This window comes from Nitrospirillum viridazoti CBAmc, from assembly GCF_000730165.1.
Lineage (GTDB): Bacteria > Pseudomonadota > Alphaproteobacteria > Azospirillales > Azospirillaceae > Nitrospirillum > Nitrospirillum viridazoti.
The window spans coordinates 1,539,337-1,558,729 of record NZ_CP022112.1 but is presented as its reverse complement, the minus strand read 5'-3'; the positions used below and the strand labels follow the sequence as shown (position 1 = coordinate 1,558,729).

The following is a 19,393-nucleotide window of genomic DNA, read 5'->3' as shown; positions in this document are numbered from 1 at the left end:
TGAAAATCCGGAGTCTGCAGGATGCGTGAAGACGCCAGTCGTGAAAATGGCAGGCTTGCCATCGGGCTGATCGCCCATGATGGCAAGAAACAGGCGATGGTCGATTGGGCCCTGGCCCACGCCGATTTCCTACGGGCGGGAAAAATCTACGCCACCTCCTCCACCGGTACCCGGGTGGCGGAGGTGATCGACGGCCTGGACATGACCCGCCTGCGCAGCGGCCCGCTGGGCGGCGATCAGCAGATCGGCGCGATGATCGTCGAGGGCGGGCTGGACATCATGATCTTCTTCGTCGACCCGTTGGGCACCCTGCCGCACGACGTGGATGTGAAGGCCCTGCTGCGCCTGGCGACGCTGGCCGATCTGCCCTTCGCCTGCAACCCCGCCACCGCCAGCCTGCTGGTGGCGGCCATGGCATGAAAAAGGGGTGGCCCCTGCGGGCCGCCCCTCTTTGCCGGTGATCACGGGATTTACTTCGTCTTGTCCAGGGTCTTGGCCATTTCCAGATGCGAGGCGATGGTCGGTTCTGTCTTGGCGGCCCAGTCCTTCAGGGCCGCGTTGTCGCCGCCCTTGGCATAGCGCTGGAAGGCGCTGTCGGCGTCTTTGTGCACGCTCACCTGATCCTCGCGGTACTGCTTCACGAAGTCGGCGCCGCTCAAGCTGTTCAGCTTGTCCAGCTTCTTCTGGTGGGTGTTGTCCAGTGCGGTGGGGATGGTCGCCTGCACGGTGCCGCCGGTGACGATGGTCTTCAGTTCGGCCGAAGTCTTCTTGTGCGCCTCGATCATCTGGGCGGCGAAGCTCTTGGTGGCCGCGTCGCCCTTCTCCTGTGCCAGCTCGCTGGACTGGATTTCGAACATGTCGCCGATGGCGACCTCTTTCACGAAGTCCTCCGTGCGCGGGGTGACGCCCAGCACGGAATTGGCGCCGGTCTTCTCGCCCATGGACTTGGCCTTGTCGCCCACGGAGTCTTGCGCCGACGCCGGGGTGGCGACGGCGGGGGCGAACAGCATCAGGCACAGGGCGGAGGCGGCGGCCGCCTTGCCGGTCAGGGTCCTCATGATGGCAACTCCTCATGACGGGATTGGGTCGGGCGGTCCGGGTGGGCCACCCACAACCCCAGCAGAAGTGCCAAGGCGGCTGTTCGGTTCCGCCGGTCGCTGTTATTGCGCCGGCGGCCCCCCGCCTCCTATGGTGGCAACCCGCCGCCGGCGGATGGTGAGTGAGAGATGGGGGACGGAGTTGGCCCAGGTGGTCATTCTTGCGGGCGACGGCGACACTCCCGCCCTGACCGACGTCGCCGGCATGCCCCTGCTGGGCCGGCAGCTGGTGATGATCGCCCGGTCCGCCCTGCGCGACGTGCTGGTGCTGAGCGGTTCGGCCGCCGTCGCCCGGTACTGCGGCGATGGCGCCCGCTGGGGCCTGGCGGTGCGGGTGGCGCCCAGGGCGGGGGAGGCGGCCGGGGAGGCCGGGACCATGGTGGTTCTGCCCGGCGACGTCCTGCTGGAGGTGGATCTGGATCGCCTGCTGGACCATCACCGCCGCCAGGGCGCGGACGCTACCCTGCTGCTACGGCCCAGCGACGATATGACGGACGCCGACCTGGTCGACAGGGCGGAGGACGGCCGGGTTCGGGGCGTTCATGCCCCGCCGCACGTGGGTGATTTCCATAACCAGGCATGGCCCGGCCCTTACGTCGTGGAGCGGCGGGCGCTGGCCGCTGGCGACCTGTGGGGCCGGCCGCTGGTGGATCGCCTGTTACGAACGGGCCGCGTGGTGCAGAGCCATCTCAGCCCGGAATATGTCCGCCGCGTCGCCTCGGCGGACGATCTGGATCGGGCGCGGGCGGACGTGGCCGCCGGCCTGCCCGACCGCCTGTCGCTGCGCTCACCCCAGCCTGCCGTGTTCCTGGACCGCGACGGCGTGCTGAACGTGGAGAAGGGCAGCGTCAACAGTGTGGCGGCGCTGGAACTGATCCCCAACGCTGCGCCCGCGCTGGCGCGGCTGAACCGGGCCGGCTTCCGCACGCCGGTGGTGACCAACCAGGCGGCGGTCGCTCGGGGGCTGTGCACCCTGGATACGCTGGACGCCATCCATGCCCGCCTGGAAGCGGGCTTGGGTGCCGAGCGGGCGTACGTCGACCGGATCTATTTCTGCCCGCATCATCCCGACCCCACCCTGCCCGGTGGGGTGCCGTCGCTGCTGGTCCGCTGTGATTGCCGCAAGCCCAAGCCGGGCATGGTCCACGCGGCGGCGGCCGACCTGAACATCGACGTCGCCCGCTCGTGGATGGTCGGAGACAGCTCCAGCGACATGGGACTGGCGCGGATCTGCGGCATGGGCGGCATCCTGGTGCGTGACGGCCATGGCGGGCGCGACGGTAAGAGCGCCGCCCAGCCGCACGTCGTGGTCGACGACCTGGCCGATGCCGTGCGCTTCATCCTGGACGTCTGGCCTGGCCTGTCGGCGCATCTCGACGGCTTGGCCGCCGGCATTGCGCCGGGCGACGTGGTGCTGGTCGGCGGCCTGGCCCGCGCGGGCAAGAGCCTGTTGGCGCAGTGCCTGTCCTTGCGCCTGGGTCAGCGGGGCCACCGGGCCGTGGTGCTGAGCCTGGACAGTTGGCTGAAATCCCACGACCGGCGGGGCGTGGGCGTTCTGGGCCGCTATGATCTCGAGGCGGCGGGCCAGGCGCTGGCCGCTGTGGCGAACCGGGGCACGGCCATCACCCCGCCACGCTATGATGTGCTGACCCAGACCAGCCATCTCGGCCGTGAGGATGTTGTCCTGGGGCCGGACGATATCCTGATCGTCGAGGGCGTGCCCGCGCTGACACAGCCCGCCTGGCGGGCCCTGGCCACGCGCCGCCTCTACGTCGCTACGGACGAGGCGGGCCGCAGGGCGCGCTTCCACGCAGAATATCGGCGCCGGGGCTGGTCGGACGACCGTATCGAGTCGACCTATAAGGATCGTCTGCGGGATGAGCGGCCCATCGTCCTTGCCAGCAAAGGTTACGCGGATGCCGAAACCAGCCTGGACGGCCTGCTGGACTGACCCCCTGGGCATGGAGGCGCGGCGTATCAAAAATTTCGCCGTTCAAATTATTAAAGAAACAATGCAAGATTTTTACATATGAATTGAAGGGCTAAGCTAAGATCTGGCCCATGCCAACATGCCTGCGCGGGGCGGGCCAACAAGATGGGGTTTGATGTCCGTGAAGTCTTCCGTCCTGTCCCTGGCCGCCCTGCTGGCGGCCGGTACCGCCCTGATGAGCCCGCTGTCGGCCGTGCCGGTCCGGGCTGATGAGGTTCTGCCGCAGCCCTATCCCGCCGCGGCCCCCATACCCGAGCCGCAGGACGTGGCCTATCCCGGCACCATCCGGCTGCAGGTCGATGCCACCGATACCGAGCGCCGCATTTTCTGGGTGAAGGAATCGGTGCCGGTTAAGGGTCCCGGCCCCATGACCCTGCTGTACCCGAAGTGGCTGCCCGGCAACCACTCCCCCACCGGGGCCATCGACAAGCTGGCCGGCCTGATCATCCATGCCAAGGGCGGGGCCGCCGATGGCCAGCGGGTGGAATGGGAACGTGACCCGGTGGAGGTTTACGGCTTCCATGTCGACGTGCCCAAGGGTGCCACGGCGCTGGAGATGGAATTCCAGTTCGTTTCCCCCACCGCCGACAACCAGGGCCGCATTGTCATGACGCCCGACATGACGAACGTGCAGTGGAACGCGGTGGCCCTGTACCCCGCCGGCTACTTCACCCGCCGCATCCCGGTGGAGGCCAGTGTGAAGCTTCCGGAGGGCTGGGGCTTCGGCACGGCGCTGGACGTGGCCAAGGAGGCGGGCAAGGACGGCGTCACCACCTTCAAGACCGTGTCCTTCGAAACCCTGGTGGACAGCCCCATGTTCGCCGGCCGCTACTACCGCCGGCTGGACCTGGACCCGGGCGGGCGCTCCCCCATGCATCTGAACATCGTCGCCGACCGGCCTGAGTTACTGGAGGCGACGCCCGACCAGATCGCCTTCCACCGCAACCTGGTGGTCCAGGCGGACAAGCTGTTCGGCGCCCGCCATTACGACCATTACGAGATGCTGCTGGCGCTCAGCGACAAGCTGGGCCACATCGGGCTGGAGCATCACCGCTCCAGCGAGAACGGCACCACGCCCACCTATTTCACCGACTGGAACAAGTCGGCGGGGCATGAGCTGCTGTCGCACGAATACACCCATTCCTGGAACGGCAAGTACCGCCGCCCGGCTGACCTGTGGACGCCCAACTTCAACGTGTCCATGCGCGACAGCGGCCTGTGGGTGTATGAGGGCCAGACGCAGTTCTGGGGCTGGGTCCTGGCCGCGCGCGCCGGCCTGACCACCCGGCAGCAGGCGCTGGACAACCTGGCCGGCGTGGCCGCCACGCTGGAAACCCGCGCGGGCCGCGCCTGGCGTGACCTGGCCGACACCACCAACGGCCCCACCGTCGCCATGCGCCGCCCGGCGCCGTGGATCAGCTGGCAGCGCGCGGAGGATTACTACATCGAAGGCCAGCTGATCTGGCTGGACGCCGACAGCCTGATCCGCGAGCGGTCGGGCGGCAAGCGCAGCCTTGACGATTTCGCCAAGGCCTTCTTCGGCATCAACGACGGCAGCTATGTCCCGGCGACATACACCTTCGACGACGTGGTCAAGACGCTGAACCAGGTGGAGCCCTATGACTGGGCGACCTTCCTGCGCACGCGCCTGGAAACCCACCAGTCCGCGCCGCTGGATGGTCTGGCGCGGGGCGGCTACAAGCTGGTCTACACCGACCAGCCGCTGTCCGAGGCCAGCCGCGCCAACGAGGCGCCGGGTTCCCTGAACCTGACCTATTCCCTGGGCCTGGCCCTGGACAAGGCCGGCATGCTGACCAGCGTCCAGTGGAACGGCCCGGCCTTCAAGATGGGCCTGACCGTGGGAACCAGCGTGGTGGCGGTCAACGGTGTCGCCTACGACGCCGACCGCATGAAGGCGGCGGTGACGGCGGCCAAGGGCCAGGGTCCGGCGGTGGAGCTGATCGTGAAGAACGGCGACCGCTACCGCATCGTGCGCATCGACTACCACGACGGCCTGCGCTACCCGCACCTGGAACGGGTGGAAGGCACGCCAGCACGCCTGGATGATTTGCTGACCCCGCGCAGCTGATGGAACTGCCATCCCCGGCCCCGCGCGGGCCGGGGGTGCGCGCAATAAAGTGTCCGGGACGGTGGATTTCTGCGCAATGCAGGCCCCAGGTTCCGGTGGTGGACACGGAACAAAATTATCCTATGGTGGCAGCGCAAAATTTTCTGATTCAAATTTTTTGACCCGCCCCAAGCGCATCATCCAGATGCGGGTGGGCCAGATGCGGGTGGGGTGCCCGGGCAGACGGTGCGCGTGTGAAAAAAGGGCCGGGACTGATCCAACGGTTTCGGAGTGGGGCCTAGCGTTTCAGGAGGAGGTGGGGGCGGCCGGGTATTCCCCTGGCGGCGGCCCGTTGAGGAAGGTCGAGGAGTCCCAATGCAGATTTTGAGTACCCGGGCCAAAAAGCCGTCCATGCCCATCGGGGAGCAAATCCGCAAGCGTCGCAAGGACATGGGCCTGACGCTGCAGCAGCTAGCCGATCGCTCCGGCCTGTCGGCGCCGTTCATCAGCCAGGCGGAGCGCAACCTCAGCGTCCCCTCGCTGGTGTCCTTGCTGGCGCTGGCCGAGGCGCTGGAGGTTGACATCTCCTTTTTTATGCAGGTGCCCAACACCGGCACCATCGTACACCGCGCCGCCAAGCCCAACATCATCGAGGTGGACAGCCCCGTCCAGTACATCGACCTGGCGTCGGACCTGGATGACCGCAAGCTGGACATCATCCTGATGAAGATTCCGCCGGGCCACGCCTTCCCAGTGGATACCCGCAATGGGGAGCATTTCCGCTACGTCCTGTCGGGTGAGCTTTACGCTACGGCCGGCAACACCCGCACCACCCTGAAGGCCGGCGACAGCATGCATTTCGATGCCCGCATGAAGCACACGGTGGAAAACCGCACGGACCAGGAAGCGGTGTTGCTGTACGTCGGCACGCCCAGCGTCTTCAAGAAGGCCCAGCGCGCCAAGTAAGGGGCGGGTCGGCAGCAAGTAGATAATTCCGTCTGAGGCGCCGCCGGCAGAATTTTCGGAACGGCGGTGGCGGCCTTTCGGTCACTTTCACTAACGATCCCACCTTGGTCCCGAACGGGGCGCCAGGGTAGGGTAAGGCCCGTCGGCATCAGGCGGCCCGTGGGGGACAACTCCCCCGCGGGCACTCAAGAAGAAAGACGGGACATGGCGGCAGTGCGTCCGGAGGCAGGCGGATCCGGCTGGGAATTCTGGGTCGATCGCGGCGGCACCTTCACCGATGTCGTCGCCCGCCGGCCCGACGGCCGGCTGCTGACCGCCAAGCTGCTGTCGGAAAATCCCGAGCAATACCAGGACGCGGCGGTCGCCGGCATCCGCGCCCTGCTGGCGGATCACTCCGCCTTCCCCGCCGACATCGACGCCGTGAAGATCGGCACCACCGTCGCCACCAACGCCCTGCTGGAGCGCAAGGGTGAGCCGCTGGTGCTGGCCATCACCCGGGGCCATGCCGACGCGCTTCGCATCGGTTACCAGGCGCGCCCCCGCCTGTTCGACCGTCACATCAGCCTGCCCGACGCCCTCTACACCCGTGTGGTCGAGGTGGCGGAGCGGGTGGACGCCGACGGCGCCATCCTGACGCCGCTGGATGAGGACGCGACCCGCCGCGACTTGCGGGCCGCCTATGACGCCGGCTACCGCGCCGTGGCCATCGTGCTGATGCACGGCTACCGCTTCGACGATCATGAAAGGCGGGTGGCCGCCATCGCCCGCGCCATCGGCTATACCCAGGTGTCGATCAGTCATGAGACCAGCCGGCTGATCAAGCTGGTGCGCCGGGGCGACACCACGGTGGTGGACGCCTACCTGTCGCCGGTGCTGCGCCGCTATGTCGACCAGGTGTCGGGCGCGCTGAAGGACAATGAAGGTGCAAAGGGTGGCAAGCCCCGGCTGCTGTTCATGCAGTCGAACGGCGGCCTGGTGGATGCCCGATCCTTCCAGGGCAAGGACGCCGTGCTGTCCGGTCCCGCCGGCGGCATCGTCGGCATGGTCAGCACGGCGGTCGAGGCCGGGTTCGACCGGGTCATCGGCTTCGACATGGGGGGCACCTCCACCGACGTGTCGCACTACGCCGGCACCTATGAGCGCACCTACGAGACCACCGTGGCCGGCGTGCGCCTGTGCGCACCCATGATGAACATCCACACCGTGGCGGCGGGCGGCGGCAGCGTCTGTACCTTCGACGGGTCGCGCTTCCGCGTCGGCCCGGAATCGGCGGGGGCGGTGCCCGGCCCCGTCTGCTACCGCCGGGGCGGGCCCTTGGCCGTCACCGACTGCAACCTGATGCTGGGCAAGATCCAGCCGGCCTTCTTCCCCCACGTCTTCGGGCCCGGCGCCGACCAGCCGCTGGATCTGGCCGCCGTCGAGGCCCGCTTCCACGCCCTGGCCGCCGAGGTCAAGACGGCCACGGGGGAGGAACGCACACCGCACCAGCTGGCCGAAGGGTTCATCACCATCGCGGTGGAGAAGATGGCCAAGGCCATCAAGGAAATCTCCGTCCAGCGCGGCTACGACGTGGCCCAGTACACGCTGGCCTGCTTCGGCGGCGCCGGCGGGCAGCACGCCTGCCTGGTGGCCGATGCCCTGGGCATGAAGCGGGTGATGATCCATCCCTTCGCCGGGGTGCTGTCGGCCTACGGCATGGGCCTGGCCGACCTCCGCGTCATCCGCGACCGCACGGTGGAACAGCCGCTGTCGGCGGACCTGGATCTCACCACCCCGGCCGACGCCCTGGCGCAAGAGGCCAAGGCCGCGCTGGCCGCCCAGGACGTGCCGGTGGCGGATGTGGCGGTCGAGCTGACCGCCCGGCTGAAGTACGCCGGCACCGACACCAGCCTGGCCGTGCCCTTCGGTGACGCCACGGCACTGGCCGACGCCTTCGCCGACGCCCACCAGCGCCGCTTCGGCTTCATCGCCCCGGGCAAGGCCGTGGTGGTGGAGGCGCTGGCGGCCGAGGCCATCGGCCATCCCGGCCGGGGCAGCATCACGGCGGCGGCGGGGGACGCGGCCATCGGCGCACCACGGCCCTTGGCCGAGGTGCGCACCTATATGGCGGGTGCCAAGGCCGGTACCCCTGTCTATGACCGCGCCCACCTGTCGCCCGGCCATGAGGTGAGCGGCCCCGCCCTCATCCGCGAAGCCACGGCCACCACGGTGATCGAGCCCGGCTGGCGCGCCCGGGTGGACGGCCATGCCAACCTGGTCCTGGAACGGGTGGTGGCCCTGGCGCCCCGCACCGCCATCGGCACCACCGTGGATCCGGTGATGCTGGAGGTATTCAACAACCTGTTCATGGCGGTGGCGGAGCAGATGGGCTACGCCCTGCAGAACACCGCCTATTCGGTCAACATCAAGGAACGGCTGGACTTCTCCTGCGCGCTGTTCGACGCCGAGGGCGGGCTGATCGCCAACGCCCCGCACATGCCGGTGCACCTGGGCTCCATGGGCGACAGCGTGCGCGCCATCGTCGACGCCCGGTCCAGGGATGGCCGGGGCATGCGGCCCGGCGACGTCTACATGTTGAACGCGCCCTATAACGGCGGCACCCATCTGCCCGATGTCACCGTGGTCATGCCGGTGTTTGATGCCGACGGCAGCCTGCTGGTGTTCGTGGCGGCGCGCGGCCACCAGGGCGACATCGGCGGCATCACCCCCGGTTCCATGCCGCCCGACAGCCGCACCGTGGAGGACGAGGGCGTGCTGATCGACAACTTCCTGCTGGTGGAGGGCGGCCGCTTCCGGGAGGACGAGACGCGGGCCCTGCTGGCCGGCGGCCGCTATCCCGCCCGCAATCCCGACCAGAACATCGGCGACCTGCGCGCCCAGGTGGCCGCCTGCGCCAAGGGGGCGGAGGAGATGGCGGCCATGGTGGGGCAGTTCGGCCGCGACGTGGTCGAGGCCTACATGGCCCACATGCAGGACAACGCCGAGGAGGCGGTGCGCCGCGTCATCGACGTGCTGAGGGACGGCACCTTCCGCTATGAGATGGACAACGGCGCCGTCATCCAGGTGGCCGTTACCGTGGACCGGCGGGCGCGCCAGGCGCTGGTGGACTTCACCGGCACCAGCCCGCAGCTGGAAACCAACTTCAACGCGCCGCTCAGCGTCTGCCGCGCTGCCGTGCTCTACGTCTTCCGTACCCTGGTGGATGACGAGATCCCGATGAACGAGGGATGCCTGAAGCCCATCGTGCTGAAGGTGCCGGCCGGCTGCCTGCTGAACCCCGCCTATCCGGCGGCGGTGGTGGCCGGGAATGTGGAGACCAGCCAGGTGGTGGTGGACGCGCTCTACGGGGCGCTGGGCGTGATGGCCGGTGCCCAGGGCACCATGAACAACTTCACCTTCGGCGACGACGCCCGCCAATATTACGAGACCATCTGCGGCGGCTCTGGCGCGGGGGCCGATTTCGACGGCACCAGTGCGGTGCAGACGCACATGACCAACAGCCGCCTGACCGATCCCGAGGTGATGGAGGTGCGCTACCCCGTGCTGGTGGAGCGCTTCGGCATCCGCCGCGGCTCCGGCGGGGCGGGGCGCCATCGCGGCGGTGATGGGGTGGAGCGGCTGATCCGCTTCCGCGCGCCCATGACCGCCGCCATCCTGTCCAACCGCCGCCGCGTGCCGCCCTTCGGTCTGGACGGCGGCGGCGCGGGGGCGCCGGGGGTGACGGAGGTGCACCGGGCCGACGGCACGGTCCAGGTGCTGGCCGCCACCGATACCGTGGCCATGAACCCGGGCGACGCCATCCTGGTCAGGACACCGGGCGGTGGCGGCTATGGCAAGGCGGGCGAGGGCGACGCCTGATGCTCAGCCTGGTCGGCATCGCCATTGTCGCCGCCGGCTTCGCCGCCCGCCTGAACCCGCTGCTGGTGGCGGTGGCGGCGGCCTTCGGCACCGGCCTTGCCGCGGGCATGGGCGTGCTGGAGATCGTCGCCGCCTTCGGCCGCCTGTTCAACGCTAACCGCTACATCTGCCTGGTTTACCTGTTCCTGCCCCTGATCGGCCTGCTGGAACGCCTGGGCATCCAGGTGCAGGCGCAGCGCCTGATCGGCGGCCTGAAGGCCGCGACGGTGGGACGCACCTACCTGGTGTTCTTCGTCCTGCGCCAGGCGCTGGCGGCCCTGGGCGCCAAGGACCTCAGCGGCCATGCCCAGATGGTGCGCCCCGTGCTGGCCCCCATGGGCGAGGCGGTGGCGGAGGAAAACCTGGGCCGCCCCCTGGCCCCGGCGGAGCGCGCCCTGGTGCGGGCCCATGCGGCGGCGGCGGAGAACATCGCCCTGTTCTTCAGCGAGGACATCTTCGTCGCCATCGGCTCCGTCATCCTGATCAAGGGCTACCTGGCCGCCAATGGCATCGAGGTCAGCCCCCTGGACGTTTCGGTCTGGGCCATTCCCACCGCCATCGTCGCCGTGGTGGTCCACGGCGCCCGCCTGCTGCTGCTGGACCGCCGGCTGAAGGCCGAAAAAGGGGCGGTGGCGTCATGATCGGCATCAGCGTCGCCTATGACCTGGCCGGCCTGATGTTCGCCGCCATCGCCTGGCGCTCGGCGCGGGACGCCGGCAATCCCCGGCGCCTCGGCGCCGGCCTGTTCTGGGCCCTGCTGGCGCTCAGCTTCCTGGCCGGCGATTATCTGGGTGACTTCGGCAACGGCATCCTGGTGCTGGCGCTCGGCGTCCTGGGCGGCTTCGGCCTCATGGGCCGCGGGACGGAGGCGGAGGCGCCGAGGGCGGAACGGGAGGCCCAGGCACGGCGCTGGGGCTACTGGCTGTTCCCCGTCCTGTTCCTGCCGCCGGTCATCGCCCTGGCGGGCACGATCTGGGGGCCAGCCCTGACCTGGAACGGCCAGCCGCTGGTGGACCCCAGGCAGGGCACGCTGATCTGGCTGGCGCTGGGCATTGTGGCGGTGCTGGCGGCGACGGCCCTGTACACCCGCCAGCGGCTGGCCGCCCCCCTGCGTGACGCGCGGCGCCTGGCGGAACTGGTGGGCTGGGCCATCATCCTGCCCCAGGTGCTGGCGGCCCTGGGCGGCATCTTCGCGCTGGCCAAGGTGGGTGACGCCGTCGCCGCGCTGGTGGGCCAGTACCTGACCCTGGACCACCGCTTTCCCCTGGTGTGCGCCTACACCGGCGGCATGGCGCTGCTGACCATCCTCATGGGCAACGCCTTCGCCGCCTTTCCGGTCATGACCTCGGGCATCGCCCTGCCGCTGCTGGTGGGCCGCTTCGGCGGCGACCCCGCCGTCATCTCCGCCATCGGCATGCTGTCGGGCTTCTGCGGCACGCTGATGACGCCCATGGCCGCCAACTTCAACATCGTCCCGGCCGCCCTGCTGGAGCTGCCGGACCGCAACGCGGTCATCCGGGCGCAGGTGCCGACGGCCCTGCTGGTCCTGGTGGCTAACACCCTGCTGATCCAAATCCTGGGCTTCCCCAAATGACCAATTCCGCTTTTCCCGGCCTCAGCGAGGCCCACGCCGTCCGGTTCGCCGAGATCGCGCTGGGCCACGTCACCCGTGAATACCCCAACGTCATCACCCATTTCCTGAACGGGCTGGAGGACGCGCGGACGCCGCGCGCCATGCACCCCATCTTCTTTGGCAGCCTGGACTGGCATTCCTGCGTCCATGGCCACTGGCTGTTGGCCCGCACCCTGCGGCTATTTCCCGGCAGCCCGGTGGCCGACCGCATCCGCGCCCTGTTCGCCGACAGCTACACCCCGGAAAAGGTGGCGGGCGAACTGGCCTATTTCCAGCGGCCCAACACCGGCACCTTCGAACGGCCCTACGGCTGGGCCTGGTACCTGCTGCTGGCCGCCGAACTGCGCCGCACCGGTATGGGCGCCGTCGGCGCCGCCTGGGCTACGGCGCTGGCGCCCCTGACGGCGGAGATCGTGGGCCGGCTGAAGGCCTATCTGCCCAAGGCGACGTACCCGGTGCGCACCGGCCTGCACATCAACACCGCCTTCGCCCTGACCCTGTCCATGGCCTATGCCCGACGCCGGGGCGACGACGGCCTGGCCGACCTCATCACCCAAGCCGCCCAGGCCTGGTACGGCGGTGATGCCGATGCCCAGGTGTGGGAACCGTCGGGCGCCGATTTCCTGTCGCCGGTGCTGACCTCCGCCGTCGCCATGGCCGCCGTGCTGCCGCGTGCGGAGTTCCGCGCCTGGTTCGCCCGCCTGCTGCCCGGCGTGGCGGATGGCCAACCACGAACCCTGTTCACCCCGGCCACGGTCAGCGACCGCAGCGACGGCACCATCGCCCACCTGGACGGTCTGAACCTCAGCCGCGCCTGGTGCTGGCGCGCCATCGCCGCCCAGCTGGACCCGGCGGACCCCGTTGCCATCCAGGCGCGGGCGGCGGCTGACCTGCACCTGGCGGACGCCCTGCCGCACCTGGAATCCGATTATATGGGCGAACATTGGCTGGCCAGCTTCGCCGTGCTGGCGCTCGACGGGGTGTGACGGCGACAGGTTGAATGAGGGAGGGGTTGGATGGGACGGCGCACGATCCTGCTGGACGGTGGCATGGGACGCGAATTGCAGCGCATGGGCGCGCCCTTCCGCCAGCCGGAATGGTCGGCCCTGGCGTTGATCGAGGCGCCGGATTATGTGCGCCGGGCCCATGACGCCTTCCTGGATGCCGGTGCCGACATCATCACCAGCAACAGCTATGCCCTGGTGCCCTTCCATATCGGGGAGGAGAGGTTTGCTGCGCAAGGCAAGGCCCTGGCCTCCCTTGCCGGACGGCTGGCCCGGCAGGCGGCGGACGCCAAGACCGGCGCCCGCGTCGCCGGATCCTTGCCGCCGCTGTTCGGCTCCTACCGCGCCGATCTGTTCGATGCGGCGCGTGCGGCGGATCTGCTGGCCCCGTTGGTAGATTGCCTGGCGCCGCACGTCGACCTTTGGCTGGCGGAAACCCAAAGCGCGGTGGCGGAGGTGCGGGCCGTGCGCGCGGCTTTGGGGGAGGATGCCAAGCCGCTATGGCTGTCCTTTACACTGGAGGATGAGGCGGCCGACGCGGCCATTCATCCCCGCCTGCGCGGGGGCGAGGCGGTGGCCCAGGCAACCGAGGCGGCGCTGGCCCTGGGCGCCGCCGCCCTGCTGTTCAATTGCAGCCAGCCCGAGGTCATGGGGCCGGCGCTGGTCGCCGCCCGGGCCGCCGCCGCTGGCGCACCGCTGCCTTTGGGCGTGTACGCCAACGCCTTCCCTCCGCAGCCCAAGGCTGCCACCGCCAACGACGGCCTGGATGAGCTGCGCGCCGACCTGACGCCCGCCAGCTACCTGGACTGGGCACGGCGCTGGGTGGATGCCGGCGCGGCCATCGTCGGGGGCTGTTGCGGCATCGGGCCCGACCATATCCGCGCCCTGGCGGCGGCTTTGCCGTGAGGGGTGCCGGGTCCGCCGCCCTTCGGGCCCGCCTGCTGGGATGGGCCGCCCCCTGGCTGTTCATCCTCATCTGGTCCACCGGCTTTCTGGTGGGGCGGGCGGTGCTGCCCTATGCCGACGTGCAGCTGTTCCTGGTGGCGCGCTTCGGCCTGACGGCGCTGCTCTTCACCGGCGCCACGCTGACGGCCGGCGTTTCCTGGCCCCGTGGCCGGGCGGCGGGCCTGCACCTGCTGGCCGGTGGCCTGATGCAGGGCGTCTATATCGGCTTCTCCTACTGGGCCATCGCCCAGGGGCTGGCCGCCGGCATCATGGCGCTGATGGGTGCCTTGCAGCCCCTGTTCACCGCCCTCATCACCACCCTGGTGTTCCGTCAGCGGCTCAGCCGCCTGGCCTGGCTGGGCCTGGCCATCGGTTTCGCCGGCGTCGCCTGCGTGCTGGCGCCGAAGCTGGCCCTGCACGCGGCGGCCGGGGCGGGGTCGGGTGGCTTGCCGCCGCTGGGCGCGGCCCTGGCCGTGCTCAGCGTCCTGTCCATCACCATCGGCACCCTGCTGCAGAAGTCCTCCGTGGCCGGGGATGACTTGCGCCCGGCCGGCGCGCTGCAGAACCTGGGCGCCCTTTGTGTGGTCTGCCTGCTATTCCTGACCGTGGGCACGCCGCACTGGGATCCGCACCCGGTGTTGTGGACGGCGCTGGCCTGGGCCGTCCTGGGCCCTTCGGTCATCGGCATCTCGCTGCTGGTGTGGATGGTGCGCCATGGCGAGGCCACGCGCGCCACGGCGCTGCTGCTGCTGGTCCCGCCGCTGGCGGCGCTGGAGGCCTTCTTCCTGTTCCATGAAACACTGACACCGCTGCAGCTGGCCGGCTTCGCCCTGGCCCTGGGCGGCGTGGGCCTGACCCGCCGGGGGTGAGGGCGCGGCCGGTTGCCCTCCGCCACGGGCGGTGTGCTAAGCTGCGCGACTAATGTGTGGCCTGTTGTTTGATCGGGGGATGGGGAAGCCATGAGCCGCTTCGTCGGTTTGAGTTCCACGGTGGAGGGCCTGGCGGGGGGCCGGGTCATGGTCATCGGCGACGTCATGCTAGACCGTTTCGTGCGCGGCAAGGTGGGGCGCATTTCGCCCGAGGCGCCGGTACCCGTGCTGCGCAACGCGCATGAGGACGTCATGCTGGGCGGTGCGGGCAACGTGGTGCGCAACATCACGGCGCTGGGCGGCCACGTGGTGTTCGGCGGCGTCATCGGCGGCGATGCCGCCGGCGTGCGCGTCAGCCAGCTGGTGGCGGCCGACGCCCAGGTCACCCCCATCCTGCAGGTGGATACCCAGCGCCGCACCTCGGAAAAGACGCGCTTCGTGGCCGATGGCCACCACCTGCTGCGCTCCGACTGGGACAGTGAGGAGGCGGTGGCGGAGGATACGCACCGCGGCCTGGTGACGGCCATGGCCGCGCACCTGTCCGGCGTCGACGTCGTCATCCTGTCCGACTACGGCAAGGGCGTGTTCACGCCGCCGGTCCTGAAGGAGCTGATCGCCCTGGCGCGCGAGGCCGGCAAGCCGGTGATCGTCGATCCCAAGAGCGCCGACTATTCGATCTATCGCGGCGCCACCCTGGTCACGCCCAACCGGGCGGAGCTGGCGCTGGCCGTGGGGCACAATCCCAGGACCACGGAAGAGATCGTGGCCGCCGCCGCCACCCTGATGCGCGACCATGGCATCGAGGGCATGCTGGTCACCCGCAGTGAGGAGGGCATGACCCTGGTCCGGGGCGATGGCACGTCCCTGAACGTGCAGGCCGAGGCCAAGGAGGTCTTCGACGTTTCCGGTGCCGGCGACACCGTGGTGTCCGTCATCGCCGCCGCGCTGGCGACAGGGGCGGACATCGCAGAGGCGGTGGAACTGGCCAACGTCGCCGCCGGCCTGGTGGTGGCCAAGGTGGGCACGGCCGTGGTCAGCCCGGCGGAACTGTTGCACGCCCTGGCCGAACAGGACGACCGCCAGAACCTGTCCAAGGTGCTGGGCGGGGCGGAACTGCGGGAGCAGATCGGCCGCTGGCGCCGCCGGGGCCTGAAGGTGGGTTTCACCAACGGCTGCTTCGACCTGATCCATCCCGGCCATGTCCAGCTGTTGGCCGCCGCGCGCGCCACCTGCGACCGCCTGATCGTCGGCCTCAACTCCGACGCGTCGGTGCGCCGCCTGAAGGGGCCCGAGCGGCCCATCCAGGACGAGCGGTCGCGGGCCATCGTGCTGGCGGCTTTCGGCTCGGTCGACGCCGTCGCCCTGTTCGAGGATGACACGCCCCTGGCGCTGATCACCGAGGTGATGCCCGACGTGCTGATCAAGGGTGCCGATTACACCATCGACCAGGTGGTGGGCGCGGACGTGGTCCAGGCCAACGGCGGCCGCGTGGCCCTGGTGGAGCTGGTGCCGAACCAAAGCACCACCGGCATCGCCAAGCGCATCCGCGTGACGGGCTGACCCGGCCGCCCCTCTGGCGTGCGTTGGGGGCGGCTTGCCCCGGGGGACGGGGTCCCCTATCAAGGCCGTGTCGGTCTCGACCCCAGGGGCCGGCGCGGATTTTACGGGAAACAGCAGTCCATGATCATCGTGACCGGCGGCGCCGGCTTCATCGGGTCCAATCTGGTGGCCGGCCTGGAACAGCGGGGCCTGGGTCCCCTCGTCGTGGTCGATCGGCTGCGCCAGGGGGACAAGTGGCGCAACATCGCCAAGCGCAACCTGCATGACCTGGTGACGCCGGAACAGCTGCCGGAGTTCCTGGACCGCCACGGCGACGCGGTGAAGGTCATCTTCCACATGGGCGCCATCTCGGCCACCACCGAGACGGATGCCGACCTGGTGGTGGAGAATAACTTCCGGCTGACGCTGGACCTGTGGTCGTGGTGCGCCGTCGCGGGCGTGCGGCTCATCTACGCTTCCTCCGCCGCGACATACGGCGACGGTGCCCAGGGCTTTGACGATGAGTCCTCGGCCGCGGCGCTGGCGCGCCTGCGGCCGCTGAATCCCTATGGCTGGTCCAAGCACCTGCTGGATCGCCGGGTGCGCGCCGCCCTGGACCAGGGGGCGCCCAGGCCGCCGCAGCATGTGGGCCTGAAGTTCTTCAACGTCTATGGTCCCAACGAGTACCATAAGGGCGGCATGCGCTCCGTCCCCGCCAAGCTTTATCCCCAGATCATGGGTGGGGAGCCGGCGCGCCTGTTCGCCAGCGACCGAGCGGACTACGCCGATGGCGGCCAGGTGCGCGACTTCGTCTGGGTGGGCGATACGGTCGACGTCATGCTGTGGCTGTACGACAACCCGGGCGTCAACGGCCTGTTCAACCTGGGCACCGGCAAGGCGCGCAGCTGGAACGACCTGGCGCACGCCCTGTTCGCCGCCGCGGGCTTGCCGCCGCGCATCGACTACATCCCCATGCCCAACCACCTGAAGGGCAAGTACCAGTACTACACCCAGGCGGACATGGCCCGCCTGCGCGCCGCCGGCTACGACCGCCCCTTCACCGAGCTGGAGGAGGGCATCCGCCGCTACGTCCAGGACCATATGGGGACGGCGGATCCGTATGTGTGAGGGCGGATAGCCCCTAAACGCCCAGCTTCTGCAGCCAGTTGATCACCGCCGCCTCCAGCGCGATTCGGTGGTCGGACCAGCCGTGGTCGGTGGCGGCGTGGGCGGTGCTGATCCGGGTGCCGCCGTGGGCGCGGATGCCGGCCACCAGGGCGTCGGTGTGGCTGGCCAGGCCGTCGTCGGAGGTCAGGGCCAGAAGGGGCGTGGCCGTCAGGCGGGCGGCCAGCGGGGCGGTGGCGAAGGCGTCGGCATGGCTCTCGATGTCCTTGGCCATGCTTTCCGGCGTGACGCCGGCCAGCGACTCGCGATTGTCGGCGGCCAGCGCCACCAGCTTGTCATGGGGAAGGTGGGCGATGACGCCGATGTCACCCATGGAAATCAGGATCAGGCCGGCCAACGTGCCGTCCTTGGCCGCGGCATGGGCAGCCGCCCAGGCACCCATGCTGTGCCCGGCGATGACCAGGCGCCCGGTGTCGACGCCCAGTTCCTGGGCGTGGGCCGGGTCGCGCAGATAGGCCAGGGCCGCCGCCGTGTCCTCCGGATTGTTGGCGAAGCGGAAGCTGCCGGGGCTGCCCCAGGATCCGCGATAGTTCATAGTCACCACGTTCCAGCCGGCCCGGCGCACCGCCTGGGCCAGGTCGAGGTTCTTCTCGTTGCCCGGCAAGCCATGCAGCAACAGCAGGGTGGGGTGGGGCCCGGCGCCCGACGCCAGATAGGCGACGCCGTTGATCTCCACCGGGTGGCCGGTGCGGCCGCCGGTGGGGATGTGCAGCACCGCCATGCGGGCGGGGTGCTGGGAGTCAGGGGCGGGATCGGTGCCGATGGTGGGGGGGGTGGTCTGGGCCGCCAGGTCGATGTCGCCGGCCCGTACCTTGGCGCTCGCAACGGTTCCCGTCGCGACGGACAGCGTGCAAAAGGCCACGGCCAGGGCGGCTATGGCAAGCGGATGCCAACGCATGATTGTCGAAGTCCCTCAGGTTTTCCCGGTTCGCATCCTGGCGCATGAAATGCGTCTAGGGAATCAGGAACTTCGCGCCGATCTGGGGAGGATAAAAAAGAAGCCGGGGCGACGCGCGCCCCGGCTTGGGGAGATAAGACCCTGGGAACGGGAGGGTTCTCACAGGGCCATCGGGTAACCCCTGCCGGACCATGAGCGGGCCTCTGCAGGACTTGCCAGATGCGATGTGCCGACAGGGCCGGCGAAACTCGGGCGATGGGGAAACGGGAAGCGGTGGCCGTCGGGCCAACCCGCCGCACGCCCATTGGGCGATGCTGCGTCTTCGGGTGTTTCGTCCCCATCTTGGTCGATCGATCCATGGGATCGTTCGCTTGGGATAAATAATATTTATATCCCGTCCTGTCGTCAAGCGACTTTTGTTAGCGGTAACAAATTTTAATGGCGTTACATGGACGCGCCCTTGCCGCTACCAGCGTAGGACGCCCGGCCCTGCTGACCGGCCATGTTCAGCAAAGGCGCTGGTTTCGCGCCAAATAGGCGTATTCATGAGACCAACCGGATGTTTAAGGATGGGTAGCATCGAGGAACGGGTCATGGCGCGGGTGCCGGTCGCGGGATTGATAATGCTGGGTATCGCCTTGGTCCTCGGCACCTGGCTGGTGGAGAAGGGCGAGGGGCGCCGGACGGTCGGCCAGGCTTGGGTCCTGGCCGCGGCCCCCCAATCGCTGCCTTTAAGCGGCCCGGCGCGGTGGGCCGATGCTGTGGCGGCCGCGGCCCAGGGGCACAGGGTGCAGCTGGTCATCCATGACGTGCGCCGGCGCGCGCCGACGGGCACGCCGGTGATGGTGTTCGCCGGCACGTTGGAAACCGCACCGGTGGATGCGGCGGATGAGCCCCGCCGCCTGGGCCTTTACACCTTCATGGCCAGCCAGCCGGCGGAGGATGACGGCGGCCACCGCGACGTGGTGCTGGACATTACCGGCCGCCTGCCCGCGCTGGCGACCGCGGTGGGCGGATCACCCCTGGCCGATACCGTCACCTTGATCTCCCGGCGGCCACCCAAACCCGGCTCCGACCCCAGCGTCGGTGGCGTCAGCCTGGTGATAGACTGAGTGCATGTGCCGTTTTCCCAGGGCCGGGGTGTTGCGTCTGCGCATTCTTGCACAGCCGTTTCGCGTACTTGCTACCTATGTCGCCAAGCTCCCCGCCCGGATAATGGCGATCCGCGCGGGGCCATGCCATGTCTCCAGCGGAACGCGCGTCCTGAGGCCCAGCCGGGAGCGCACACAGAATAAACAGGAG

15 protein-coding genes are annotated in these 19,393 nt (G+C 69.3%); 13 read left to right on the top strand and 2 right to left on the bottom strand.

Annotated features, from left to right (window positions below):
• Window positions 1-21 precede the first annotated feature (21 nt).
• Entirely contained in the window at window positions 22-420 is a 399-nt protein-coding gene (locus Y958_RS28165; RefSeq protein ID WP_088875128.1) for a methylglyoxal synthase, read from the top strand.
• A 50-nt stretch (window positions 421-470) separates the two neighbouring features.
• Here Y958_RS28165 and Y958_RS28160 read toward each other — a convergent pair whose 3' ends face one another.
• Window positions 471-1,058, bottom strand: a complete 588-nt coding sequence (locus Y958_RS28160; RefSeq protein ID WP_244909636.1) for a DUF4142 domain-containing protein — start codon at window positions 1,056-1,058, stop codon at window positions 471-473.
• A 190-nt stretch (window positions 1,059-1,248) separates the two neighbouring features.
• Between Y958_RS28160 and Y958_RS28155 the strand changes: the two genes are divergently transcribed.
• The 11 genes from Y958_RS28155 to rfaD all read left to right on the top strand — a co-directional run bounded on the left by Y958_RS28155 (window position 1,249) and on the right by rfaD (window position 17,136).
• Entirely contained in the window at window positions 1,249-3,048 is a 1,800-nt protein-coding gene (locus Y958_RS28155; RefSeq protein ID WP_145727551.1) for an HAD-IIIA family hydrolase, read from the top strand.
• A gap of 154 nt (window positions 3,049-3,202) precedes the next feature.
• Window positions 3,203-5,176 carry a M61 family metallopeptidase gene (locus Y958_RS28150; RefSeq protein WP_186291546.1) on the top strand — a complete coding sequence of 658 codons (1,974 nt, stop codon included), beginning with the start codon at window positions 3,203-3,205 and terminating at the stop codon, window positions 5,174-5,176.
• A gap of 354 nt (window positions 5,177-5,530) precedes the next feature.
• On the top strand, window positions 5,531-6,121 hold the full coding sequence (locus Y958_RS28145) for a helix-turn-helix domain-containing protein (RefSeq protein ID WP_004271904.1): 591 nt from the start codon (window positions 5,531-5,533) through the stop codon (window positions 6,119-6,121).
• A 204-nt stretch (window positions 6,122-6,325) separates the two neighbouring features.
• Entirely contained in the window at window positions 6,326-9,979 is a 3,654-nt protein-coding gene (locus Y958_RS28140; RefSeq protein ID WP_088875126.1) for a hydantoinase B/oxoprolinase family protein, read from the top strand.
• On the top strand, window positions 9,979-10,659 hold the full coding sequence (locus tag Y958_RS28135) for a DUF969 domain-containing protein (protein ID WP_088875125.1): 681 nt from the start codon (window positions 9,979-9,981) through the stop codon (window positions 10,657-10,659). The genes Y958_RS28140 and Y958_RS28135 overlap by 1 nt, the downstream gene beginning before the upstream one ends.
• Window positions 10,656-11,612 carry a DUF979 domain-containing protein gene (locus Y958_RS28130; protein ID WP_186291545.1) on the top strand — a complete coding sequence of 319 codons (957 nt, stop codon included), beginning with the start codon at window positions 10,656-10,658 and terminating at the stop codon, window positions 11,610-11,612. Before Y958_RS28135 ends, Y958_RS28130 begins: the two co-directional genes overlap by 4 nt.
• A complete protein-coding gene (locus Y958_RS28125; RefSeq protein ID WP_088875124.1) occupies window positions 11,609-12,637 on the top strand; it encodes a DUF2891 domain-containing protein in 1,029 nt (342 codons plus the stop codon). The genes Y958_RS28130 and Y958_RS28125 overlap by 4 nt, the downstream gene beginning before the upstream one ends.
• A gap of 30 nt (window positions 12,638-12,667) precedes the next feature.
• The gene (locus tag Y958_RS28120; protein ID WP_088875123.1) at window positions 12,668-13,561 is read left to right on the top strand and encodes a homocysteine S-methyltransferase family protein; all 894 of its coding nucleotides are present in this window, start codon (window positions 12,668-12,670) and stop codon (window positions 13,559-13,561) included.
• The gene (locus Y958_RS28115) at window positions 13,558-14,469 is read left to right on the top strand and encodes a DMT family transporter (protein ID WP_211098746.1); all 912 of its coding nucleotides are present in this window, start codon (window positions 13,558-13,560) and stop codon (window positions 14,467-14,469) included. The genes Y958_RS28120 and Y958_RS28115 overlap by 4 nt, the downstream gene beginning before the upstream one ends.
• Window positions 14,470-14,559: 90 nt before the next feature.
• The gene (gene rfaE1, locus Y958_RS28110; RefSeq protein ID WP_088875122.1) at window positions 14,560-16,029 is read left to right on the top strand and encodes a D-glycero-beta-D-manno-heptose-7-phosphate kinase; all 1,470 of its coding nucleotides are present in this window, start codon (window positions 14,560-14,562) and stop codon (window positions 16,027-16,029) included.
• 120 nt (window positions 16,030-16,149) lie between these two features.
• Window positions 16,150-17,136, top strand: coding sequence for an ADP-glyceromanno-heptose 6-epimerase (gene rfaD, locus Y958_RS28105; RefSeq protein ID WP_088875121.1), 987 nt, complete (start codon window positions 16,150-16,152; stop codon window positions 17,134-17,136).
• Window positions 17,137-17,149: 13 nt separating this feature from the next.
• On the opposite strand, the gene Y958_RS28100 is transcribed toward rfaD, so the two are convergent.
• Entirely contained in the window at window positions 17,150-18,091 is a 942-nt protein-coding gene (locus Y958_RS28100; RefSeq protein WP_211098745.1) for an alpha/beta hydrolase family protein, read from the bottom strand.
• 569 nt (window positions 18,092-18,660) lie between these two features.
• Here Y958_RS28100 and Y958_RS28095 point away from each other — a divergent pair.
• Window positions 18,661-19,203 (top strand): hypothetical protein, encoded by a 543-nt coding sequence (locus Y958_RS28095; protein WP_088875120.1) that lies wholly within the window; start codon window positions 18,661-18,663, stop codon window positions 19,201-19,203.
• The last annotated feature ends 190 nt before the right edge of the window (window positions 19,204-19,393 follow it).

Excerpts from the sequence above, each read along its gene's own strand:
- Y958_RS28095 (WP_088875120.1), top strand. The coding sequence starts at position 18,661 with ATGGGTAGCATCGAGGAACGGGTCATGGCGCGGGTGCCGGTCGCGGGA.
- Y958_RS28135 (WP_088875125.1), top strand. The coding sequence starts at position 9,979 with ATGCTCAGCCTGGTCGGCATCGCCATTGTCGCCGCCGGCTTCGCCGCC.
- Y958_RS28120 (WP_088875123.1), top strand. The coding sequence starts at position 12,668 with ATGGGACGGCGCACGATCCTGCTGGACGGTGGCATGGGACGCGAATTG.
- Y958_RS28130 (WP_186291545.1), top strand. The coding sequence starts at position 10,656 with ATGATCGGCATCAGCGTCGCCTATGACCTGGCCGGCCTGATGTTCGCC.
- rfaD (WP_088875121.1), top strand. The coding sequence starts at position 16,150 with ATGATCATCGTGACCGGCGGCGCCGGCTTCATCGGGTCCAATCTGGTG.
- Y958_RS28100 (WP_211098745.1), bottom strand. The coding sequence starts at position 18,091 with ATGCGTTGGCATCCGCTTGCCATAGCCGCCCTGGCCGTGGCCTTTTGC.
- Y958_RS28160 (WP_244909636.1), bottom strand. The coding sequence starts at position 1,058 with ATGAGGACCCTGACCGGCAAGGCGGCCGCCGCCTCCGCCCTGTGCCTG.
- rfaE1 (WP_088875122.1), top strand. The coding sequence starts at position 14,560 with ATGAGCCGCTTCGTCGGTTTGAGTTCCACGGTGGAGGGCCTGGCGGGG.
- Y958_RS28150 (WP_186291546.1), top strand. The coding sequence starts at position 3,203 with ATGTCCGTGAAGTCTTCCGTCCTGTCCCTGGCCGCCCTGCTGGCGGCC.
- Y958_RS28125 (WP_088875124.1), top strand. The coding sequence starts at position 11,609 with ATGACCAATTCCGCTTTTCCCGGCCTCAGCGAGGCCCACGCCGTCCGG.
- Y958_RS28145 (WP_004271904.1), top strand. The coding sequence starts at position 5,531 with ATGCAGATTTTGAGTACCCGGGCCAAAAAGCCGTCCATGCCCATCGGG.
- Y958_RS28140 (WP_088875126.1), top strand. The coding sequence starts at position 6,326 with ATGGCGGCAGTGCGTCCGGAGGCAGGCGGATCCGGCTGGGAATTCTGG.
- Y958_RS28165 (WP_088875128.1), top strand. The coding sequence starts at position 22 with ATGCGTGAAGACGCCAGTCGTGAAAATGGCAGGCTTGCCATCGGGCTG.